The 20,469-nt window shown below is 72.9% G+C and carries 16 protein-coding genes; 8 read left to right on the top strand and 8 right to left on the bottom strand.

Annotated elements, in window-relative coordinates; translation table 11 throughout:
• Nucleotides 1-3: 3 nt before the first annotated feature.
• From FBY23_RS02615 to FBY23_RS02605, 3 genes are all read right to left on the bottom strand, one after another.
• A complete protein-coding gene (locus tag FBY23_RS02615; protein WP_141796718.1) occupies nucleotides 4-852 on the bottom strand; it encodes a glutamate ABC transporter substrate-binding protein in 849 nt (282 codons plus the stop codon).
• Complete coding sequence (locus tag FBY23_RS02610; RefSeq protein ID WP_174245175.1) at nucleotides 849-2,396, bottom strand: amino acid permease; 1,548 nt, start codon at nucleotides 2,394-2,396, stop codon at nucleotides 849-851. Before FBY23_RS02610 ends, FBY23_RS02615 begins: the two co-directional genes overlap by 4 nt.
• A gap of 97 nt (nucleotides 2,397-2,493) precedes the next feature.
• Nucleotides 2,494-3,693 carry an MFS transporter gene (locus tag FBY23_RS02605; protein ID WP_141796717.1) on the bottom strand — a complete coding sequence of 400 codons (1,200 nt, stop codon included), beginning with the start codon at nucleotides 3,691-3,693 and terminating at the stop codon, nucleotides 2,494-2,496.
• 63 nt (nucleotides 3,694-3,756) lie between these two features.
• Here FBY23_RS02605 and FBY23_RS02600 point away from each other — a divergent pair, with 63 nt between their 5' ends.
• Nucleotides 3,757-4,782 carry a nitronate monooxygenase family protein gene (locus FBY23_RS02600; RefSeq protein WP_260805704.1) on the top strand — a complete coding sequence of 342 codons (1,026 nt, stop codon included), beginning with the start codon at nucleotides 3,757-3,759 and terminating at the stop codon, nucleotides 4,780-4,782.
• A 154-nt stretch (nucleotides 4,783-4,936) separates the two neighbouring features.
• On the opposite strand, the gene FBY23_RS02595 is transcribed toward FBY23_RS02600, so the two are convergent.
• Nucleotides 4,937-5,440: a mycothiol transferase gene (locus FBY23_RS02595; RefSeq protein ID WP_141796716.1), complete on the bottom strand. Its 504-nt coding sequence runs from the start codon at nucleotides 5,438-5,440 to the stop codon at nucleotides 4,937-4,939.
• A 250-nt stretch (nucleotides 5,441-5,690) separates the two neighbouring features.
• On the bottom strand, nucleotides 5,691-6,629 hold the full coding sequence (locus tag FBY23_RS02590) for a TauD/TfdA family dioxygenase (protein WP_141796715.1): 939 nt from the start codon (nucleotides 6,627-6,629) through the stop codon (nucleotides 5,691-5,693).
• A 212-nt stretch (nucleotides 6,630-6,841) separates the two neighbouring features.
• Here FBY23_RS02590 and FBY23_RS02585 point away from each other — a divergent pair, with 212 nt between their 5' ends.
• The 7 genes from FBY23_RS02585 to FBY23_RS02555 all read left to right on the top strand — a co-directional run bounded on the left by FBY23_RS02585 (nucleotide 6,842) and on the right by FBY23_RS02555 (nucleotide 16,499).
• Nucleotides 6,842-7,933 carry an ROK family transcriptional regulator gene (locus tag FBY23_RS02585; RefSeq protein ID WP_141796714.1) on the top strand — a complete coding sequence of 364 codons (1,092 nt, stop codon included), beginning with the start codon at nucleotides 6,842-6,844 and terminating at the stop codon, nucleotides 7,931-7,933.
• A gap of 74 nt (nucleotides 7,934-8,007) precedes the next feature.
• Nucleotides 8,008-9,603, top strand: a complete 1,596-nt coding sequence (locus FBY23_RS02580) for an ABC transporter substrate-binding protein (RefSeq protein WP_141796713.1) — start codon at nucleotides 8,008-8,010, stop codon at nucleotides 9,601-9,603.
• Between the two features lie 18 nt (nucleotides 9,604-9,621).
• Complete coding sequence (locus FBY23_RS02575; RefSeq protein ID WP_141796712.1) at nucleotides 9,622-10,581, top strand: ABC transporter permease; 960 nt, start codon at nucleotides 9,622-9,624, stop codon at nucleotides 10,579-10,581.
• A complete protein-coding gene (locus FBY23_RS02570; protein WP_141796711.1) occupies nucleotides 10,581-11,471 on the top strand; it encodes an ABC transporter permease in 891 nt (296 codons plus the stop codon). The genes FBY23_RS02575 and FBY23_RS02570 overlap by 1 nt, the downstream gene beginning before the upstream one ends.
• Entirely contained in the window at nucleotides 11,464-13,128 is a 1,665-nt protein-coding gene (locus FBY23_RS02565; RefSeq protein WP_260805703.1) for an ABC transporter ATP-binding protein, read from the top strand. The genes FBY23_RS02570 and FBY23_RS02565 overlap by 8 nt, the downstream gene beginning before the upstream one ends.
• Nucleotides 13,125-14,141, top strand: coding sequence for a formylglycine-generating enzyme family protein (locus FBY23_RS02560; protein ID WP_260805702.1), 1,017 nt, complete (start codon nucleotides 13,125-13,127; stop codon nucleotides 14,139-14,141). Before FBY23_RS02565 ends, FBY23_RS02560 begins: the two co-directional genes overlap by 4 nt.
• Before the next feature lie 18 nt (nucleotides 14,142-14,159).
• Entirely contained in the window at nucleotides 14,160-16,499 is a 2,340-nt protein-coding gene (locus FBY23_RS02555; protein ID WP_141796710.1) for an arylsulfatase, read from the top strand.
• Nucleotides 16,500-16,652: 153 nt separating this feature from the next.
• On the opposite strand, the gene FBY23_RS02550 is transcribed toward FBY23_RS02555, so the two are convergent.
• The 3 genes from FBY23_RS02550 to FBY23_RS02540 form a co-directional block, all read right to left on the bottom strand.
• On the bottom strand, nucleotides 16,653-18,614 hold the full coding sequence (locus FBY23_RS02550) for an AarF/ABC1/UbiB kinase family protein (RefSeq protein ID WP_141796709.1): 1,962 nt from the start codon (nucleotides 18,612-18,614) through the stop codon (nucleotides 16,653-16,655).
• A gap of 64 nt (nucleotides 18,615-18,678) precedes the next feature.
• The gene (locus tag FBY23_RS02545) at nucleotides 18,679-19,194 is read right to left on the bottom strand and encodes a TetR/AcrR family transcriptional regulator (protein WP_141796708.1); all 516 of its coding nucleotides are present in this window, start codon (nucleotides 19,192-19,194) and stop codon (nucleotides 18,679-18,681) included.
• Nucleotides 19,191-20,393 carry a cytochrome P450 gene (locus FBY23_RS02540; RefSeq protein WP_141796707.1) on the bottom strand — a complete coding sequence of 401 codons (1,203 nt, stop codon included), beginning with the start codon at nucleotides 20,391-20,393 and terminating at the stop codon, nucleotides 19,191-19,193. Before FBY23_RS02540 ends, FBY23_RS02545 begins: the two co-directional genes overlap by 4 nt.
• Nucleotides 20,394-20,469 lie beyond the last annotated feature (76 nt).

Raw genomic sequence — 20,469 nt, 5'->3', positions numbered from 1 at the left:
GGATCAGGCCGTGCCGGGCTTCGGCGGGTCGGGGATCCGGTAGCCCGAGTCGCCGACCGACTGCTTCAGCGCGGCCTCCCAGGAGCCGTCGTCGACGTACTGCTCCAGCGCCGCGTCGACCTGGTCGACCAGCTCCTGGTCGCCCTTCTTGACCCCGATGCCGTAGCGCTCGTCGGTGAAGCCGTCGCCGACCACCTTGAGCTTGCCCTTGTACTTCTCCTCGCTCGCATAGCCGGCCAGGATCAGGTCGTCGGTCGTGACCGCGTCGACGCTGCCGTCCAGCAGCGCGGCGACGCACTCGGAGTAGCGCGGGTACTCCTTGAGCGTGATGTCGCCCTTGTAGTGCTCGCGCACGTAGTCCGACGACGTGGTGCCCGTGACCGAGCACAGGGTGCGCCCGTCGAGGGTCTCGGGGCCGGTGATCTCCGTGTCGTTGCGGCGGATCAGCAGGTCCTGGTGGGCGACGAAGTAGGGCCCGGCGAAGTCGACGGCCTGCTTGCGCTCGTCGGTGATCGAGTATGTCGCGACGACCAGGTCGGCCTTCCCGCTCTCGAGCAGCTGCTCGCGCTCGCCGGGGTCGGCCCGCACCCAGGTGATGTCCTTCGCGTCGACCCCGAGCGCCTTCGCGACGTAGGTCGCCGTGTCGACGTCGAACCCGCTGTAGGTGTCGCCCGACCTGAACCCCACGCCGGGCTCGTCGAACGAGATGCCGATGGTGAGCCTGCCGCCCTCCTGGGCGCCCTTCACCAGGTCGGGGGTCTTGATCTCGCCGTCACCGCCGCAGCCGGCGAGGGTGGTGGCGAGGACCGCCAGGACGATCGCGATGCCGCTGCGCACGGGTGTCGTCCTCATCCCTCGACCCCCTCGACTCCGTCGACACTGCCGCCCATCGGGAGAGGCTCCTCGTCGACGTACCGCGGACCGTCGTTGGTCCACACCGACTGCATCCGCCCGCCGGTGTCGGCGGCGACCTTCGGCCTGACGGCTATCCAGCCGATCCACAGCACCAGCGCGATGACGGGGATGCCGATCACGACGACGAGGAAGGTCGTCTTGTGCCAGAAGTACGGCGAGCTCTGCCACCCGGAGACGGCGAGCCCGACGATCACCAGGGCCAGGAAGACCAGCCCGATGATCGACGTCCACGGCGACCATGGCGCCTGGAAGGGACTCGGTGGGACCACCCCTCTGTCGGAGAGCTGCCGCAGCCGGATCTGGCACAGGAAGATCGAGGCCCAGGTGAAGACCACGCCGATCGCGGCGGCCTCGAGCGCGATCTCGAAGGCGTCGGGGGCCAGCGCGTTGAGCAGGGCGCCGAAGACGTAGACGATCGAGGTCATCGCGATGCCCGCCCACGGCACGCCGGACTCGCTCATCTTGAGCGTGAACGCCGGCGCCTGCTTGGACATGCCGAGGCTGCGCAGCACCCGGCCGGTCGAGTAGAGGCCGGAGTTGAGGCTCGACATGGCGGCGACGATGAGGATCACCTGGATCGCCGCGCCCATCCAGTTCAGGCCGAGGCGGTCGAAGACGGTGACGAACGGGCTGATGCCGGGCTTGAACTCGGAGGTCGGCAGCATGCAGACGAGCAGCAGGATCGAGCCGCAGTAGAACACCGCGATCCGCATGATGACCGCGTTGACGGCCTTGGGCACCTCGCGCTGCGCGTCCTCCATCTCGCCCGCCGCGACGCCGACCATCTCGATCGCGGCGTACGCGAACACGACGCCGGACATCACGAGGATCGGGCCGTACCAGTAGAAGCCGTCGGAGGCCGGCCAGAACCCGCCGGGGTTGCTCCACAGGTTGGAGACTCCGGCCTCGTGGCCGCCGATGTCGAAGGTGCCGATCACCACGACCAGGCCCACGACGAGGAACACGACGATCGCGGCGACCTTGAGGATCGCGGCCCAGAACTCGAACTCGCCGAACGCGCGAGCGGAGAGCAGGTTGATCGCCAGCACGACCGCGAGCGCGACCAGCACCGTCGCCCAGGCGGGCAGGTTCGGGAACCAGTACTGCATGTAGAGCCCGACCGCCGAGAGCTCGGCGATACCGGTCAGCGCCCAGTTGAGCCAGTACATCCAGCCGGTGACGTACGCCGCCGCCTCGCCGTAGAACTCGCGCATGTACGACACGAACGCGCCCGATGTCGCGCGGTGCAGCACCAGCTCGCCGAGGGCCCGCATCAGGAAGTAGGCGATGACGCCCACGAACGCGTAGCTGAACAGCAGTGCCGGGCCGGTGCTGTGCAGCCGGCTGGCCGAGCCCAGGAACAGGCCGGTGCCGATGGCGCCGCCGATCGCGATCATCTGGACGTGCCGGCGGCCGAGGGTCTGCTTGTAGCCGACCTGCTCCGCGTCGAGCGCCGACTGCGCGCCGCTCACCTGGGTCATCCGCGCCCCCCTCCTTGGTGCGGGCCGGCCCCCGAGTGGGCCGGCTCACGATCCGCGTCTGGGCATCGTGCACCCGCCGGGGGTGCCCTGACCAGTACTACCGGTGGTCGGGCGTGTTGCCGGCAAGGACCGCCAGGGCGGCGCCGGCGACGCCGAGGGCAGCGAGGACGACGAAGAGCCCCGTCACGCTGCCGGTCGCGGCGATGACGGCGGCGCCGAAGGCGGGCGAGAGCGCGGCGGCGACGCCGACCGGTGCGTTGTAGACGCCGTTGAGCGCGGCGTACCGCTCCGGTCCCCAGTGGTCGCTGACCACCGTGGCGCCGACGAGGGTGAACAGGCCGCGGGCGGCACCCGCCAGCACCGCGACCACGATCAGCAGCGGCACCGGCCCCGGCACCAGCGCCAGGGCGAGGACCAGCACCGCCAGCAGTACCATCACCAGCGCCGCGCGCGGGTTGGTGGGGAGGCGGCGCTCGAGGGCGGCGTACAGCAGGCGGCCGACCACCTGGCCCGCGCCGCTGAGCCCGAGCGCCCACGCGGCGAGCTGGACGCTCATCCCGCGGTCGAGGAGCAGCGGCACCAGGTGGACCAGCGAGGCGAACATGACCAGCGTGGTCAGCGCGCCGGACGCGCACACCAGCACGAAGGTTCGGCTGGCCAGGACCTCGCGGTCGGTGCGGGAGCGCTCGTGGGTGCCGTGCTCGAGGGCGGCGGGCCGCCAGGGCAGGCGAAGCACGAGCGCGTGCGCAGGCCCGGTGAGGACGAGCATGATCGCGCCGAGGACGACGTACGTCGCCCGCCAGCCCCACTCGGCGTCGAGGAAGGCGACCAGCGGCGCGAAGATGGTCGAGGAGAACGCCGCGGCCAGGGTCAGGGTCGTTATCGCGCGGACCCGCTGGTCGCCGTACCACTGGGTGAGGGCGGCGAACGCCGGCGGGTAGAACGTGCCGGCACCGGCCGCGCCCGCGACCAGCCAGCCGAGCGTGAACACCGGCAGGTTCGGCGCGGCGGCGATGACGACGACGCCGAGCGCGCCGAGGAGGCTGCCGGCGGTCATCACGACCCGCGGGCCGCGGCGCTGGATGACCCGGCCGGCCAGGACGCCGGCCAACGCACCGGCCAGGCTGCCCACCGAGAAGACCGTGGTGACCGCGGCGGTGGACCAGCCGGTGTCGGCGCTGATGCCGGGGGCGAGGACCGTGAAGGAGTAGTAGAGGACGCCGTACGCGACGGTGACCGTGACGCAGAGCGTGACCAGGACGCCGCGAGCGCGCGGGTCCACGGTGCTCTCGGTCATGTCCCGGCCATTCTCGGGCACGCGTGAGCGGCCGGTTCGGGAGGGTGCTGCACGATGGGAGGCGTGACGGTGACGACCCTGCTCGAGTCCGACCTGCCCCTCGCGGCCGCGCCCATGGCCGGCGGCCCCTCCACCCCCGCCCTCGAGGCGGCCGTGACCGCGGCCGGCGGGTTCGCGTTCCTGCCGGCCGGCTACCTGTCGGCGGATGCCTTCGCCGACCGGCTGACGGCCGCGCACGCGACCGGCTCACCGTTCGGGGTCAACCTGTTCGTGCCCCAGCCGGGGTCGATCGCGCCCGACGCCTACCGCGCCTATGCCGAGGCGATCCGGGACGAGGCGGAGTCGCTGGGCGTCGACCTCCCCGCCGAGCCGCGCCACGACGACGACGCGTGGCGCGAGAAGGTCGCGCTGCTGGTGGCGCACCCGGTGCCGGTGGTGTCGCTGACCTTCGGCCTCCCCTCCGCTGCCGACATCACCGCGCTGCGGGCCGCGGGCTCGCGGGTGCTGGCGACGGTGACCACCCCGGAGGAGGCACGCGCCGCCGAGGACCTCGGCGTCGACGGGCTGGTCGTGCAGGGACCGGCCGCCGGTGGGCACAGCGGCACCTTCGACCCACGCCGCACCATCACCGACGCCGCGACCGCCGACGTGGTGCGGGCGGTGGCCGGCGTGACCCGGCTCCCGCTCGTCGCGGCCGGCGGGGTGACCGGGCCGGTCGACGTACGGGACCTGGTGGGGGCGGGCGCCGAGGCGGTCGCGGTCGGCACGCTGCTGCTCCGCGCCACCGAGGCCGGTACGACGGCCACCCACCGCGGCGCGCTCGCCGACCCCGCCTTCACCACCACGGTCCTGACCCACTCCTTCACGGGGCGACCGGCGCGGGCGCTGCGCAACGGCTTCGTGGAACGCCACCACGCGCACGCGCCGTACGGGTATCCGGAGCTGCACCACCTCACCCGCGAGCTGCGCCGGACCGCCGCCACGACCGGCGATCCGCACCGGCTGCACTTGTGGGCGGGCACGGGCTGGCGCAGTGCGGAGGAGCGGCCGGCAGGGGAGATAGTGCGGGACCTGGCCGCTGGGCTCTGAGTCCGGACGGCCCCCCGGCAAGTAACACGCTGTCCACCCGACTACCCGGTGGTTGTCAGCAGCGGCGCCGGCGTGTCGGCGGCGTGTCGCGCTGAGAACCGGCGACCAGTCGGGTGGACAGCGTGTTACTTGAGCGCAGGGGCCGAGCCGCGGATCAGCCCGCCAGCAGCCCCTTCACGTACGCCGCCTGCCCGGCGTGCTGCGCACAGTCGTCGACCACGCTGACCAGCCGGACGCCGAGCGTGACCGGCGGGTCCCAGCGGGTGTCGACGACCCGGTCGAGGTCGTCGGCGCCGACCGCGCCGACGAAGCCCAGGGTGCGCGCGTGGGTGGCACGGTAGTAGTCGAGCAGCAGCCCGGCAGGCGCGAGGACCGTACCGACCTGGGCGCTGGTGTGGCCGTAGCCGATGTCGCGCGGGTCGAGCGGCAGGGCGAACCTGTCGGCGAAGCCGTCGTCGGTCCAGACCTGGCCCGTCCCGGCGACGTGGGCGACATGGTCGTCCTGCACCCGGGTCAGGTGCCAGACCAGCCACGCGATGCTGTTGGCATCGGGGCCGGGGCGCTGGGCGAGGAGCGCGTCGTCGGCGCCGTCGAGAACCGTCTCGACGACGCCGAGGACACGGGAGAAGGCATCGGTCAGCAGGTCGGCTGGGGTCATGCCACCGACGCTACGCCGAGGCCGCCCGCGGCTGAGGGACGAAGCCGCGGTCAGGGGCCGAAGGTCGAGGAGCGCCGACGAGCTCGCGCCGCGAAGCAAGCGAGGTCGTGGCACGTCACGAGACCAGGCGAGGCGCTGCCGGGACTGACGGCAGACAGTCCCGACAGCGCGGTCAGACGTCTCGTGACGGTTGTTGCGCAACTCCTCGACGTCCGAGGTCTCGTGACCCCCTGACATCGGTGCGTAGCACTCAGCGGATGAGCTCGTCGAGCCGGTTGTAGACGTCGGCCGAGCCCTGGAGCACGCGGCTCTCGCGACCGTCGATCGACACCGGGACGGGTCCCTGCACGGTGATCCGGCGTACCTCGCGCAGCTGGGTGTCGAAGTCGGCGGTCGCGTAGTGCTGCGTGGCGCGGTTGTCCCAGATCGCGACGTCGCCCTCCTCCCACGTCCAGCGGATCGTGTTCTCGAGCTTGGTCACCCGGTCCTGGAGCAGGTTGAAGAGGGTCGAGGACTCCTTGGAGTTGAAGCCGACGAAGTTCTTCACGAAGTGGCCCAGCAGCAGCGCGCGCTCGCCGGTCTCCGGGTGGATCCGCACCACCGGGTGCTCGGTCTGGTAGACCGTCGAGGCGAACTCCGCGCGGCTGAACTGGGTGTTGGCCTCGCCCTCCTCGGTGTAGTGGTTGGCGTAGTCGTAGTCGTTGGTGTGCACGGCCCACAGGTCGTCGACGAGCGCCTTGAGCTGCGGCGGGAGGGTCTCGTACGCCGTCACGGTGTTCGCCCAGACCGTGCTGCCGCCGTACGCCGGGATGGTCACGCCGCGCAGGATCGAGAACGCCGGCACCCGGTCGACGAAGGTGACGTCGGTGTGCCACGAGTTCGCGGCCATGCCCTGGGTGGCCTTGAGGGCGAGCACGCGGGCGCTGCCGGTGTTGACCGTCGGGTGGGCGGTGGTGAGCGGCCCGAGCAGCTCGCCGAACGCGATCTGCCCGTCGTCGTCGAGGTGGTCCTGGCCGCGGAAGAAGACGACCTTGTGCTCGCCCAGGGCCGCGCGGATCTCGGCGACGGTCTCCGGCGCGAGGTCGCCGCCGAGGCGCACGCCGTCGATGCGGGCGCCGATCCGGCTGCCCAGCTTGCTCACCGTGATGGTCGTGGGAGCGGCGGTCTCGCGGTCGAGGCTGATGGTCATGAGGCGTCCTTCGGGTCGCTGGGGAATCACTCGGGAAGTCGAACGAGGCCCAACGGTGGGGACGAATCCCGCGCCGGACAAGGCTTTCGCTCACCGTGAGCCGAACCCGCCCGGATCGCGGGACGCGGTTGCACGGCCCCCGCCGTCATGATCTACAGTTTGTCGAGTAGATTGATAGACATTGCAGATCGGCGACCCGGAGGAGGTACGGCATGACGCGCTCACCGATCATCACCGTGTCCCGGGGCCGGTTCAGCTCCACGGCGACCCAGGTGCTCGAGCAGGTCCGGGCCGCGGGCCGCGCCTCCCGCGACGAGATCGCCGCCGCCACCGGCCTGAGCATCGCCACCGTCGGCCGCACCGCCGCCGTGCTCGTCGAGCGCGGCCTGCTGCGCGAGCGTCCCGACCTCGCCCGGCCCGGCGCGACCGGCCGGCCCGGCGTGCCGGTCGAGATCAACCCCGACCACTACGTCACCATCGGCGTCCATGTCGGGCGCCGGATCGCCACCGTCGCGCTCGGCGACCTGACCGGCCGGGTGCTGACCTCGACGATGGTACGACGCCCGCTCGGCAGCGAGCCCGACCTCGAGCAGCTCAGCCGGGAGGCCGCGACACTGCTGGGCTCCCACCCCGGCCGGGTCCCGCTCGCGGCCGGGCTGGTCGCCCCCTGGCGGGAGATCGGCCTGCTCCCCACCGGGCGCGAGGCCGAGCTGCACGAGCTCACCGGCCTCCCGGTCCGCACCGGAGACCACATCTCCGCGGTGGCGGCGGCGGAGTTCCTGCACCGCCGGCAGGGGCAGCAGGGCCGCGACAACGGCGGCCTGACCCTCTACCTCTACGCCCGCGACACCTTCGGCTGGTCGGTCGCCGTCGACCGCGGCGTGCAGACCGACGTCACCCGGGCCGCGAGCCTGACCCACTTCCCCACCGGCGCGGACGTCCCCTGCGCGTGCGGTCGCAGCGGCTGCCTCGCCGCGGCGCTCGACGTACTGCCGGACGTCGGGCGGGCCCGCGTCCTCGGCGCCGCGGCCGGCTCGGTGCGCGACATGCTCTCCCCCGACCGGGTGGTCCTGGTCGGCCAGGCCTTCACCGGCGACCCCGGCCTGCTCGACGTCATCGTCACGGCCTACGAGGAGTACACCGGCCTCGACCACCGGGTCCCCGTGTCGTTCACCCGCTTCGGCAGCGACATCCAGGCGATCAGCGCCTGCACCGTCGCCCTCGGTCCCGTCCTCGACGACCCGCTCGCCTGTGTCGAGCTCACCGGTGTCGAGGCGGACGGCGCGTGTCGACCCGGCGCCTGACCACCCCTGCCCGCGACCGGGTCTCGTGACGGTCGCTGCGCGACCTCCTCGACCACCGACTGAAAGGAACACCTGTGTCCAGCTCTGCCCCCGCGCACCCGCGCCGGCGACCCCGACGCCTCCGCCGCCTCGCGGCCGCACTCCTCGCCGCGACCACCCTGCTGGCGGCGACGGCGTGCTCGTCGGCCGTCGACGAGCTGAAGGCCGGCTCCGGCGAACGCCAGGAGGGCGGCACCCTGCGCGTCGGCGCCCTCAACGACATCATCCCGGCGCGGATCTTCACGAACTCCAGCGACTCCATCAACCTGCTGATCGGCAGCGTCTACGACTCGCTCATCGACTACCCGCTCGACGAGCTCGAGCCGCAGCCGTCGCTGGCGACGTCGTGGGAGCTCTCGCAGGACGGCACCCGGCTCACCCTGCAGCTGCGCGACGACGTGAAGTTCCACTCCGGTCGGCCGTTCACCAGCAAGGACGTGGAGTTCAGCATCAAGACCTGGGCGGACCCGGTCTGGACGGTGCAGCTGCAGCGCACCGCCGCAGCCATCACCGGCTTCGACACCAGCGACGAGCACGCGATCACGCTGACCTTCGCGCACCCGCTCAGCAACGTCTTCGACCTGCTCGACATGCTGCCGATCATCGACAAGGACACGATCGACCAGCTCCGTGAGGGCAAGGCCTTCGTCGGCACCGGCCCGTTCGAGTTCGCGTCCTGGAGCCCCGGCGCCGAGATCAGCTTCACGCGCAACGACGACTACTGGCGCGGCAAGCCTGCACTGGACGGCATCGACGTCAGCGTCATCCCCGACCCGCAGGCCCAGGTCGCCCAGCTCCGGGCCCACCAGCTCGACCTGATCCTCGGTGCGTCGTACCGCGACTTCGAGAGCCTGGGCAAGGACGACCAGTTCCACGTCAACCAGTGGGACGGCGCCGAGAGCCAGGTGTACGTCGGCACGAACGTCACCAACCCGGCGCTGTCCGACGTGCGGGTGCGCCAGGCGATCGCCTACGCGCTCGACCGCAAGCGCGTCGTCGACGAGGTCTTCCGCGGTGCCGGCGTCCCGATCAGCCTGCCGTGGCCGAGCTACTCGCCGGCGTACGACGAGAAGGCCAACGCCACCTACGACTACGACCTCGACAAGGCCAAGACCCTCGTCGACGAGGCGAAGGCCGACGGCGTCGCGATCCCGAAGCTGCCGCTGACCTACCCCTCGGAGAACCCGATCTACGGCGCCATCGCGCAGATCGTGCAGGCGGACCTCGCGAAGGTCGGCATCGAGGTCGAGCTCGACCCGCAGGAGCAGGCCCAGGTGATCCAGCAGCTGATCGGCGCGAAGTTCCCGGCGCTGTGGATCCTCAGCCACGCCTACGCGCACTACACGCCGTCCACGCTCGCGGTCTCGGCGTACCCCTTCAACGCCGACCACAACGCCTCGCTGTACGTCGACGCCGACTACAAGGCGGCCGCCGAGAAGGTCTGGAAGCAGAAGGCCGGCGCGGTCGACCCGGCCGACTACGCCGCGCTCGACGAGCAGCTGCTCGAGGGCTCGTTCCTGCTGGAGATCGCGATCACGCTTCCGCAGGACGCGAGCAGCACCCAGGTCCACGACATCGGCGAGACCAAGCGTGGCGAGCCGCTGTTCTACGACACCTACCTGACGAAGTGACCGGAGAGTGAGCCCACGATGATCCGCTATCTCCTCAGCAGACTGGGCTCGGCCCTGTTGGTGACGGTGCTGGCCTCGATCGGCATCTTCGCCCTGATCCGGCTGGTGCCCGGCGACCCGGTCTCGGTGCTCGCCGGGCCGGACGCCACCCCCGAGTCCCGCGCGGCCATCCGCGCGGAGCTCGGGCTGGACCAGCCCTTCTGGAGCCAGTACGTCCACTGGCTCGGTGACCTGGCGCGCTTCGACCTCGGGCCGTCGTACAAGCTCGGCGGCGACGTCGGCGACCTGATCGCCGACGGCGCGCTCAACACCGTGGTGCTGACCCTGTTCGCGCTCGTGCTGGCCGCGGCAGGCGCGCTGGTGACCAGCACCGCCGCGGTCGTGTGGGACAAGCGGTGGCTCAACTCGCTGCTGTCCGCGCTCAACACGGCCGCGGTGGCGGTGCCGACCTTCGCGACGGCCCTGGTGCTGGTGCTGGTGTTCGCGGTGCGCTTCCCGGTGCTGCCCGCCGGAGGTACGCCGCCGGGCGGGTTCTTCTCCCACCCGGACATCGCCTTCCAGTACCTCCTGCTGCCCGGCCTGGCGCTCGCCCTCCCGGCGTGGGCGGCCCTGACCCGGTTCCTGACCGAGGGGCTGCGCACCCAGCTGCAGCAGCCGTACGTCACCACGGCCCGCGCGCTCGGCATCCCGCGCCGCCGCATCGTGCTCACCCAGGCGCTGCGCAACGCACTGCCGTCGTCGATCACGGTGCTGGGCATCCAGTTCGGCACCCTGCTCGGCGGCGCGATCCTGGTCGAGGCGGTCTTCGCCTGGCCCGGCCTGGGCCGGCTGATCGAGCAGGGGATCTCCTCGCGCGACTACCCCGTCGTCCAGGTCCTGCTGCTGCTCTCGGTCGTCGTGTTCGTGCTCACCCAACTCGCCAGCGACCTGATCCACGCGTGGCTCGACCCGCGCGTGCGGCTGAACGGAGTCTCCTGATGACCGACATCGCCGTCGCCGAGCCGATCGTCCCGGTCCCGGTCGGACCGGTCCCCGGCGACCCCGCGCCCGCCCGGCGCCCGGGCCTGCTGCACGCCCTGCGCCACGGCCGTGGCCTGGTCGGGGTCGTGCTCGTCGGCACGGTCGTGCTGCTCGGCGTGCTCGGGCCGCTGCTGGCGCCGTACGGGCCCACCGAGCAGGTGAAGGGCGCCAACCTGCTCGGCCCGACGGCCGGGCACTGGCTCGGCACCGACGAGCTGAACCGGGACATCCTGTCCCGCACGCTCTACGGCATCCGGGCCGACCTGGTCGTCGTCTTCGCGGCCGTCCCGGTCGGTGCGGTGCTCGGGGTCCTGCTCGGGCTGGTCACCAGCTGGTGGTCGGTCACCGACGTCATCGCGCAGCGGGTGTTCGACCTGCTGCTCGCCTTCCCGGCACTGATCCTCGGCATCCTGCTGACCGCCTTCCTCGGCCCCGGCCTGCTGACGGTCGGCATCGTGATCGTCGCGCTCGAGATCCCGGTGTTCGGGCGGCTGGTGCGCACCGCGGTGCGCACCGTCCGCGAGATGCCGTTCGTCGAGGCGTCGCAGGTCGTCGGCGCCGGACCGGCGTGGGTGCTGCGCAAGCACGTGCTGCCCAACTCGCTCGAGCCGCTCACCGTCCAGCTCGCCGTCTCCATGTCGGTGGCGGTGTTCGTCGAGGGCGCGATGAGCTTCCTCGGCCTGGGCGTGCGGCCACCGCACCCCTCGCTGGGCTCGCTCATCAAGGACGGTGTCCGTCTCCTGCACGACGCACCGTTCTTCGCCGTGGGCCCGCTGGCCGTCGTGGTCGCGCTGGTCCTCGGGCTCCTGCTCATCTCCCAGTCGCTGTCGGAGGCCCGCCGTGCTTGATCTCCACTCCACCGAGGAGGTGCTCTCGATCGAGCACCTCGCCATCTCCTTCGCCCACCCGCGGCCCGCCGTCGAGGACGTGTCGGTCGCGCTCCACCGCGGTGAGATCCTCGCCCTGGTGGGCGAGTCCGGTTCCGGCAAGTCGATGACCGCCCGCGCCGTCCTCGGACTGCTGCCGCCGGGAGCGAGGGCCACCGGCTCCATCCGGTACGACGGCGAGGAGATCCTCGGCCTGCCCGAGGCCGACCTCAACCAGATCCGGGGCGCCCGGATCGCGATGGTGTTCCAGGAGCCCCAGACGGCGCTCAACCCGGTCCGCACCATCGGCTGGCAGCTGCGCGAGGCGCTGAGGGCGCACGGCACGAGGTCGCGGAAGGCCGCTACGGAGCGGGCGATCGAGCTGCTGCGCGCGGTGGAGATCCCCGAGCCGGAGCGCCGGCTGTCGTCGTACCCGCACCAGCTCTCGGGCGGCCAGAAGCAACGCGTCGTGCTCGCGCTGGCGCTGGCCAACGAGCCGGACGTGCTGCTCGCCGACGAGCCCACGACCGCCCTCGACGTCACCGTGCAGGCCGAGATCCTGCGGTTGCTCGACCGCATCCGCGAGCGGACCGGCACCGCGATCGTGCTGATCACCCACAACATGGGCGTGGTCGCGGAGATCGCGGACCGGGTCGTGGTGCTGCAGGCCGGCCACGTCGTCGAGGAGGGCGAGACCCGGGCGCTGTTCGCCCAGCCGCGCGAGCCGTACACGAAGACGCTGCTCGCCTCCGTGCTGCGCCTGCCCGAGCGCTCGGACGTCGAGGAGGTCGCGGAGCGACCGTCACGAGACGCCCCGGCTGGGGTCGTGCCGGCCGTGGAGTTCCGCGGCGTCCACGTGCACTACGGATCCAGCCGCCGGGGGCGCGCCTTCCCCGCGATCTCGGACGTCTCGCTGTCGGTGGCGCCCGGCGAGGTGGTCGGCCTGGTCGGCGAGTCCGGCTCGGGCAAGACCACCCTCGGCCGGCTGGCCGCGGGCCTGGTGCCGCTGGCCGACGGGCAGGTGCTGCTGCGCGGCGAGGACGTGCTCGCCGCCCCGCGCGCCGAGCGGCGCCACCTGCGCCGCGGGCTGGCGTTCGTGCACCAGGACCCCGAGGCCTCGCTCGACCCGCGCTACGCCGTGGGCGCGAGCATCCGCGAACCGCTGGACATCCATCGCGTCGGCACCCCGGCCGAGCGGGATGCGCGGGTGGCCGAGCTCCTCGAGGCGGTCCAGCTGCCGGTGTCGTACGCCGAGCGCCGCCCCCGCGAGCTCTCCGGCGGCCAGCGGCAGCGGATCGCCCTGGCCCGCGCCCTGGCCCTGGAGCCCGCCCTGCTGGTGGCCGACGAGCCCACCAGCGCCCTGGACGTGTCGGTGCAGGCGCGGGTGCTCGCCCTGTTCCGCGACCTGCAGGAGCAGCTCGGGTTCGCCTGCCTGTTCATCAGTCACGACCTCGCGGTCGTGCACCAGGTGGCCGACCGGGTGGCCGTGCTCCGCGCGGGGCAGCTGGTCGAGATCGGCCCGGTGGGCCGGGTGTTCGCGCAGCCGGAGGCGGACTACACGCGCCGGCTGCTCGACGCCGTCCCCGTGCCGGACCCGGCCCGTCGCGGCGGCCGCCGGGTGCGCGAGCTCGCGTCGTGAGCGGAGCCTGCTGCCACCCGGTGGTCGAGGAGGCCGCCCGCGGCCGTCTCGAGACCTCCGGGCCCGTGGCCGGGGCGCTCCCACGGGGAACCGCCCAGCACCTCGGCCAGAGGTCTCGAGACGGTCGCAGCGCGACCTCCTCGACCACCGGGGGGAAGCAGAAGCCGGTCCCCGGCGGGGCTTTCGCGATGGGCGACGCCTTCGGCGACGGCGCGCCCGGCGACGGCGAGGGCCCGGTGCACGAGGTGGCGCTGGCGCCGTACCTCGTCGACGAGACGGCAGTGACCAACGTGGCGTTCGCCCGCTTCGTGAAGGCGACCGGCTACGTGACCGAGGCCGAGCAGCTCGGTGTCTCGGCGGTCTTCCACCTCGCCGTCGAGGCGAGCCGCGGCGACGTGCTCCACCGGCTCGACACGACGCCGTGGTGGGTCGCGGTGAAGGGCGCGGACTGGCGGCATCCCGCGGGTCCGCTCTCCTCGATCGGCGACCTGCCGCACCACCCGGTCGTGCACGTGACCTGGCACGACGCGCAGGCCTACTGCCGCTGGGCCGGCAAGCGGCTGCTGACCGAGGCCGAGTGGGAGTTCGCCGCACGCGGCGGGCTCGAGGGCCGGCGGTTCCCGTGGGGCGACGAGCTGCACGACGGGCGCGCCTGGCGGCTCAACGTCTGGCAGGGCGACTTCCCCGTCGCCAACGACCTCGACGACGGCTACCTCACCACCGCCCCGGTGAAGTCCTACCGGCCCAACGGGTACGGCCTCTTCCAGACCGTCGGGAACGTCTGGGAGTGGTGCGCGGACTGGTTCGATCCGAGCTACTACGGCCGCTCCCCCGGTTTCGACCCGCACGGGCCGGACCACGGCACCCACCGCGTGATGCGTGGCGGCTCGTACCTGTGCCACGACTCCTACTGCAACCGCTACCGGGTCGCCGCCCGCACCGGCAACACCCCCGACTCGGCCTCCGCCAACATCGGCTTCCGGTGCGGCAACTCCCTTCCCCGTCCCTCCTGATCACCGAACGGACCCCCGATGACCGACCGCACCCACCTGCCCTTCCACCGCGACCGCGCCCCCTTCGAGGCCGAGCTCGACGCCCGCGACCAGGTCGCGCCGCTGCCGCTGCGCGAGCGCCTCGACGCCCCCGAGGGCGCGCCGAACGTGCTGGTCGTCCTGCTCGACGACATGGGCTTCGGCGCCCCGTCCGTGTTCGGCGGGCCGTGCCGCACGCCGGTCGCCGAGGAGCTGGCCGAGGACGGGCTGCGCTACACGCGCTTCCACACCACGGCCCTGTGCTCCCCCACCCGCGCCGCCCTGATGACCGGCCGCAACCACCACGCCGTCGGCGTCGGCACGGTCATGGAGATCTCCACCGGTGCGCCCGGGTACGACGGCCAACGGCCGCGCAGCGCCGGAACCCTCGCGCAGATCCTGCGCGGCAACGGGTACTCGACGGGTGCGTTCGGCAAGTGGCACCAGACCCCGCCGTGGGAGCAGACCGCCGCCGGGCCGTTCGACCGGTGGCCGACCGGCGAGGGATTCGACCGGTTCTACGGCTTCCTCGGCGGCGAGGCCAGCCAGTTCGAGCCGACCCTCGTCGACGGCACCACCTTCGTCGACCCGCCGCGCACCGCCGCCGAGGGCTACCACCTCTCGGAGGACCTGGCCGACCGTGCGATCGCCTGGACCGGCGACGTGCGCCGGCACGCGCCGGACAAGCCGTGGTTCTGCTACCTGGCCTTCGGCGCCACCCACGCGCCCTTCCAGGTGCCGGCGCAGTGGCGCGACCGCTACCGCGGGGAGTTCGCGCACGGCTGGGACCGCCAACGCGAGATCACCCTCGAGAAGCAGCGCGCGCTGGGCGTCGTACCGCCGGACGCGGAGCTGGCTCCCTGGACGCCCGGCGTACCGCACTGGGACGAGGTCTCCGACCTCGAGCGGGAGACGGGGCAGCGCCTGATGGAGCTGTACGCCGCGTTCGCGGAGCACACCGACGCCCAGGTGGGGCGGGTGGTCGAGGCGCTCCGCGAGCGCGGAGAGCTCGACAACACGATCGTGCTCTACATCCTCGGCGACAACGGCGCCTCCGCCGAGGGCGGCGAGGCGGGCACGCTCAACGAGGCGCTGCACTTCAACGGGATCGAGGAGTCGCCCGAGCGGATCGCCCGGTTCATCGAGGAGCGGCCCGGAGAGCTCGGCGGCCCCGACACCTACGCGCACTACCCCGCGGGCTGGGCGGTGGCCATGGACACGCCGTACCAGTGGACCAAGCAGGTCGCCTCCCACTACGGCGGCACCCGCAACGGGCTGGTCGTGCACTGGCCGCGTGGGATCAAGGCACGGGGCGAGGTTCGCCACCAGTGGCACCACGTCAACGACGTGCTGCCCACACTGCTCGAGGTGGCCGGCGTACCCGTGCCCTCGACGATCGACGGCGTCGAGCAGGCGCCCCTCGACGGCGTCTCGTTCGCCTACTCCTTCGACGCTCCCGAGGCCGGCGAACGCCACACCACGCAGTACTTCGAGATGTTCGGCAACCGCGGGATCTACCACGAGGGCTGGACCGCGGTCGCCGCGCACAAGGCGCCCTGGCACCCGCGGTTCGAGGAGACGCCGCGCTTCGAGGACGACCGCTGGGAGCTGTACGACACCACCACGGACTGGACCCAGGCCCGTGACCTCGCGGCGGTCGAGCCCGAGCGGCTCGCCGCCCTGCAGGCGCTCTTCCTCGAGGAGGCCCGGCGCAACCACGTGCTCCCGATGGACGACAAGCTCGTCTTCGCCCGCTCCGCGGGCAGCCGGCCCGCACCCCCGGAGTCGATCGTGCTCGGCCCGACCTCGGGACGCCTGCGCGACGACGCCGTACCGATCGTCCGCAACGCCTCCCACCTGGTCCGCGCGGTGTTCTCGGGCGGCCCCTCGACCCGGGGCGTGCTGGTCGCGCAGGGCGGGTACTTCGGCGGCTGGTCGCTCTACGTGCGCGACGGCGTGCTGACCTGGGCCTACAGCTACGCCGCGATCGACTGGACGCACGTACGCTCGTCGGTCCCGCTGGCCGAGGGGGAGCACGTGGCCGAGCTCCGGTTCGCGTACGACGGCGGGGGGCTCGGCAGGGGCGCATCGGTCACGCTGGTCCTCGACGGGTCGGTGGTCGCCGAGGGCCGGCTGGAGCGCTCGCTGCCCGGCATGTTCTCGATGGACCAGACCCTCGACGTCGGCATCGACCGCGGCACGCCGGTCACCGACGACTACGGCACCCGCGACGGGTACCGGTTCACCGGGACGATCCGCACGGTGGAGATCGTCACCGGCGACGACGCTCTCACACCGCCACTGGAGGACCAGGTGCAGGCGGTGCTGGTCACGCAGTAGGGGGCGGGTCGGCCACCGCCGCTGTAACACGCCGTCCACCCGACTGGTCGCCGGTTCTCCGCACGACACGCCGACGACACGCCGGGTGTCCTGCTGAGAAGCGTCAGGTAGTCCGGTGGACAGCGTGTTACAGCCGACCGGGCACCAGACGCGTCACTCCCGGCGCTGGAACAGCCGCACGACCACCCGCAGCGCCAGCGTCACCCCGCAGAACCCGAGCGCGAGCCCCAACAGGCCGAAGAGCGAGAGCTCCTCGGTCAGCCGGGGCCCGCCGCCGTTCAGGCCGAGGACGACGGCGAGGATGCAGGCGGTGATGCCGAAGGCGGCGGCCAGGCCGTTGTTGACCTGGTCGCGCAGCCAGGCGCGGTCGTCGGCGTCGCCGAAGGCGCGGGTCCGGACGGTGAAGGTCCCCTCGCCGAGGGCGCTGGTGAGGTGCTCGACGCGCTCGGGCAGGCGGCGGGCGATGGCGGCGACGACGCCGGCCTGGCTGACGGCCTGGGCGGCGACCCGCTTCGGCCCGGCCAGGCGACGCATCAGCGCGGGCAGCTGGGAGCGGGCCGACCGGAGCAGGCTGCTGCCGGGGTCGAGCAGGGTGATCGCGGCCTCGACCGAGGTGAGGGTACGGAAGGCCGCGGCCACGTCGCCGGGTACGCCGATGCCGTGGCGGCGCAGCACCGCGAAGATCCGGGTGAAGGTGTCCCCGCCGATCGTGGACTGCAGCTGGAGGGCGGCGATCTCGCGGCCCAGCTCGCGACGCAGGAGCGGGACGTCCAGGTGGTCGGGTACGTCGAACGCCAGGGTCAGCGCGTCGACCGCGGACACCGCGTCGTCGCTGAGGATCGCGAACAGCAGCAGGGCGAGCAGCTGCCGGGTCTCGCTGTCGAGGATGCCGACGGCGCCGAAGTCGAGCAGCCCGATCCGCCCGTCGTCGAGGACCAGGATGTTGCCCGGGTGCAGGTCGGCGTGGAAGACGCCGGCGACGAAGACGGTGTCGAGCAGCGCGCCGATCAGGGTGTCGGCGAGCTCGACCCGGCGCTCGGCGGACAGGGCGGCGACGGCCGGCTCCCCCACCGAGAGCGGGGTGCCGTGCAGCCGGTCCATCACCAGGACGCGGCGGGTGCTGAGCGCGGTGTCGACGGCCGGGACCACGATGTCGGGGCGATCGCGCAGCGTGGCCGCGCCGGCGTCGGTGTTGCCCGCCTCGATCCGGTAGTCGAGCTCCTCGCGCAGCGACTGGGCGAGGCCGGCGGCGAGCCGCGACACCGCCATGTCGCGCGCCCACGGCCAGCGCTGCTCGGCGGTCCGGGCCAGGCGCACCAGGATGTCGGTGTCGACCTCGACCTGCCGGCGGGCCTTGCTGCGCTGCACCTTGACCACGACCTCCCGGCCGTCGTGCAGGGTCGCGGTGTGCACCTGGGCCACCGACGCCGCAGCGAGCGGCGAGGTGTCGAAGGCGGCGAACAGGACGTCCGGCCGGTCACCGAGGTCGGCCTCGATGGTGGCGGCCACGGCGGCGTACGGCTCCGGATCCGCATCGGACTGCAGGGTCGCGAGCGCGCGCGTGGTCTCGGCGGGCAGCAGGTCGTCGCGGGTGGCGAGGATCTGGCCGAGCTTGACGAAGGTGACGCCCGACTCGTTGAACACCGACGCGAGGGCGGGCCCGAAGGAGGCCGACCCGGGACCGCGGCGCAGCACCGTGCCGAGCCCGGAACCGGTGGCGGCACGGCCGATCTGGACGTAGCGACGCGTCCGCCGCAGCCACGCGCGGAACCGGCCGACAGCCTCGCGCGGCCCGGGCACCGTGCCCGACGGGACCAGCACCTCGAGCAGCATCACGACGGCGAGCGCGGCCGCGAAGACCCACAGGCAGGCGACCAGCAGGAACGCGACCGCGGTGCCCTGGGACGTGGTCAGCCTCCCGGCCTCGGTGCCAACGCCGGCCTCCACAGCGAGCTTGCCGGTGATCGGAACGCCCACCAGCAGCGCGATCCAGGCCACCAGCAAGGTGCGCAGCCAACCCACCCGGGCGCCGAGGATGCGGCGGATCACCGCCCCGAGGCCGGCAGCCAGGACGAGGGTCATCGCGGCGGTGTACGCCCAGACGAGTGCTCCCACGCGCCCCACCGTAGGCGGCGACCGACGCCGCGAAGGGGAGGCTCAGGGCCCGACCGGGGACGGGTCAGGGGGAGGTCAGGGCGATCACCGGTGCGACGAACCGCTCGACCAGCCGCCGTTCCTCGGCCACGTCGCCGCCGGGGACGGTGAGGAGCGAGACGATCACCCGCACGAGCCAGCGGGCGGCCTCCGGGTCCGGCGCCATGGTGAGCCCGAGCGCCTGGACGACCTCCGAGCCCTGGGCGAGGTCCGCTGTCCGGGCGGCGTCAGGCTCGCGGAACCAGGCCGCCAGCGCCGGTGCCGCCCGGACGTGGCGCAGCGCCGCGAGGACGCCGTCGGTCACGGTGGCGGGCGCCTCGGCGGCGACCGAGGCCCCGACCCGGACCGCCTCGCGCTGCACGAACGCCAGCTGGAGGGCGGGCCGGTCGGGGAAGTAGCGGTAGAGAGTCGCCCGCGAGCAGCCTGCGGCGACGGCGATCTCGCCCATCGCGACCGCGTCGACGCCGCGCTCGGCGAAGAGCCCGCCGGCCGCGTCGAGGATCCGCTCCACCGCCGGCGTACGACGGTCGACCCAGCTCACGAGACCACCAGCGGAACCGAGAGCGGACGGCGGACGTACGGCCCGGGCGCCCACGTGACCGCGTCCTCGTCGATCGTGAAGTCGGGGATCCGGGCGAGCAGCTCCTCAAGAGCGACGGTGATCTGCAGCCGCGCGGCGGCCGCGCCCAGGCAGTGGTGGTGGCCCTGGCCGAAGCTGAGCACCTGCCTCGGGCGGCGGCGTACGTCGAGGAGCTCGGCGTCCGGTCCGTACCTGCGCGGGTCGCGGTTGCCGGCGCCGTACAGCAGCAGCACCTTGCGTCCCGCCGGGATGTGCACCCCGCGCAGCTCGACGTCGCGGGTGGTCGTGCGGGCCAGGCCCTGGACCGGGGAGGTGAGCCGCAGGAACTCCTCGACGGCGTCCGGGACCAGCCCGGGGTCGCGGGCGAGGAGGGCGCGCTGGTCGGGGTGTGCGGCGAGCAGCTGGGCCGCGCCGCCGAGAGCGCCGGTGGAGGTGTCGTTGCCACCCGCGACCATGGTGAACACGAACGCGAGGATCTCGAGCAGGTCCGTCTGCGCCATGACCAGCTGGGAGACGGTGTCCTCGCCGGGCGCGCTGCGGCGGCGCTCGACGAGGTCGGCGAAGTACGTCATCAGCTCCGTCGTCGCGCTCGCCGCCTCGGCCGCCGCCAGCACGCCCTCGCCCGCGACGTTGGCCGCGACGATCGCGCTGCTCCAGTCGTCGAACCGTGGCTGGTCCTCGACGGGCACGCCGAGGTAGTGCCCGACGACCAGGCTCGGCAGCGGCTTGAACAGCTCGGCCACGACGTCGCCGCCGCCGGCCGCGCGCAGCGCGTCCAGCCGGTCGGCGGCGAACGCCCGCACCACGGGCTGGAGGTCGCGCACCTGGCGCGGCGTGAACCCGCGCGCCACCAGCCGGCGGAAGGTCGTGTGGACGGGCGGGTCGGTCATCACGAACGGCGGGTTGTCGACCAGCCCGATCCGCTCGAGCTCGTCGTACTCCACCGTCAGGCCGCCGGTGCTGGAGTACGTCGTCACGTCCACCGCAGCCGCCAGCACGTCGGCGTGCCGCGACAGGACGTAGTGGTCGTGCTCGGGGTGGCGCGGCGGCACCACGTGGTGGACCGGGTCGTGGTCGCGCAGCCAGGCGTACGACGCCCAGGGGTCGCGCCACGCCGCGCCGCCGCCCGGCCGGTAGCCCTGGGACAGTTCAGCCGACATGCCACAAGCGTGAGACAAGTTGGCCGATCTGTCCAGTACCGCCAAACCGTTCGATCGAACGGCTTGGGGGACTTTT

Origin of the sequence: Nocardioides sp. SLBN-35 (assembly GCF_006715725.1) — a bacterium.
In the GTDB taxonomy this organism is placed as follows: Bacteria; Actinomycetota; Actinomycetes; order Propionibacteriales; family Nocardioidaceae; genus Nocardioides.
Note: the sequence above shows the minus strand (reverse complement) of the source record. Positions and strands in the feature narration are given on the sequence as shown.

Coding starts and splice junctions, on each gene's coding strand:
- FBY23_RS02590 (WP_141796715.1), bottom strand. CDS start 6,629: ATGACCATCAGCCTCGACCGCGAGACCGCCGCTCCCACGACCATCACG.
- FBY23_RS02605 (WP_141796717.1), bottom strand. CDS start 3,693: ATGACCGAGAGCACCGTGGACCCGCGCGCTCGCGGCGTCCTGGTCACG.
- FBY23_RS02595 (WP_141796716.1), bottom strand. CDS start 5,440: ATGACCCCAGCCGACCTGCTGACCGATGCCTTCTCCCGTGTCCTCGGC.
- FBY23_RS02585 (WP_141796714.1), top strand. CDS start 6,842: ATGACGCGCTCACCGATCATCACCGTGTCCCGGGGCCGGTTCAGCTCC.
- FBY23_RS02610 (WP_174245175.1), bottom strand. CDS start 2,396: ATGACCCAGGTGAGCGGCGCGCAGTCGGCGCTCGACGCGGAGCAGGTC.
- FBY23_RS02615 (WP_141796718.1), bottom strand. CDS start 852: ATGAGGACGACACCCGTGCGCAGCGGCATCGCGATCGTCCTGGCGGTC.
- FBY23_RS02575 (WP_141796712.1), top strand. CDS start 9,622: ATGATCCGCTATCTCCTCAGCAGACTGGGCTCGGCCCTGTTGGTGACG.
- FBY23_RS02540 (WP_141796707.1), bottom strand. CDS start 20,393: ATGTCGGCTGAACTGTCCCAGGGCTACCGGCCGGGCGGCGGCGCGGCG.
- FBY23_RS02570 (WP_141796711.1), top strand. CDS start 10,581: ATGACCGACATCGCCGTCGCCGAGCCGATCGTCCCGGTCCCGGTCGGA.
- FBY23_RS02555 (WP_141796710.1), top strand. CDS start 14,160: ATGACCGACCGCACCCACCTGCCCTTCCACCGCGACCGCGCCCCCTTC.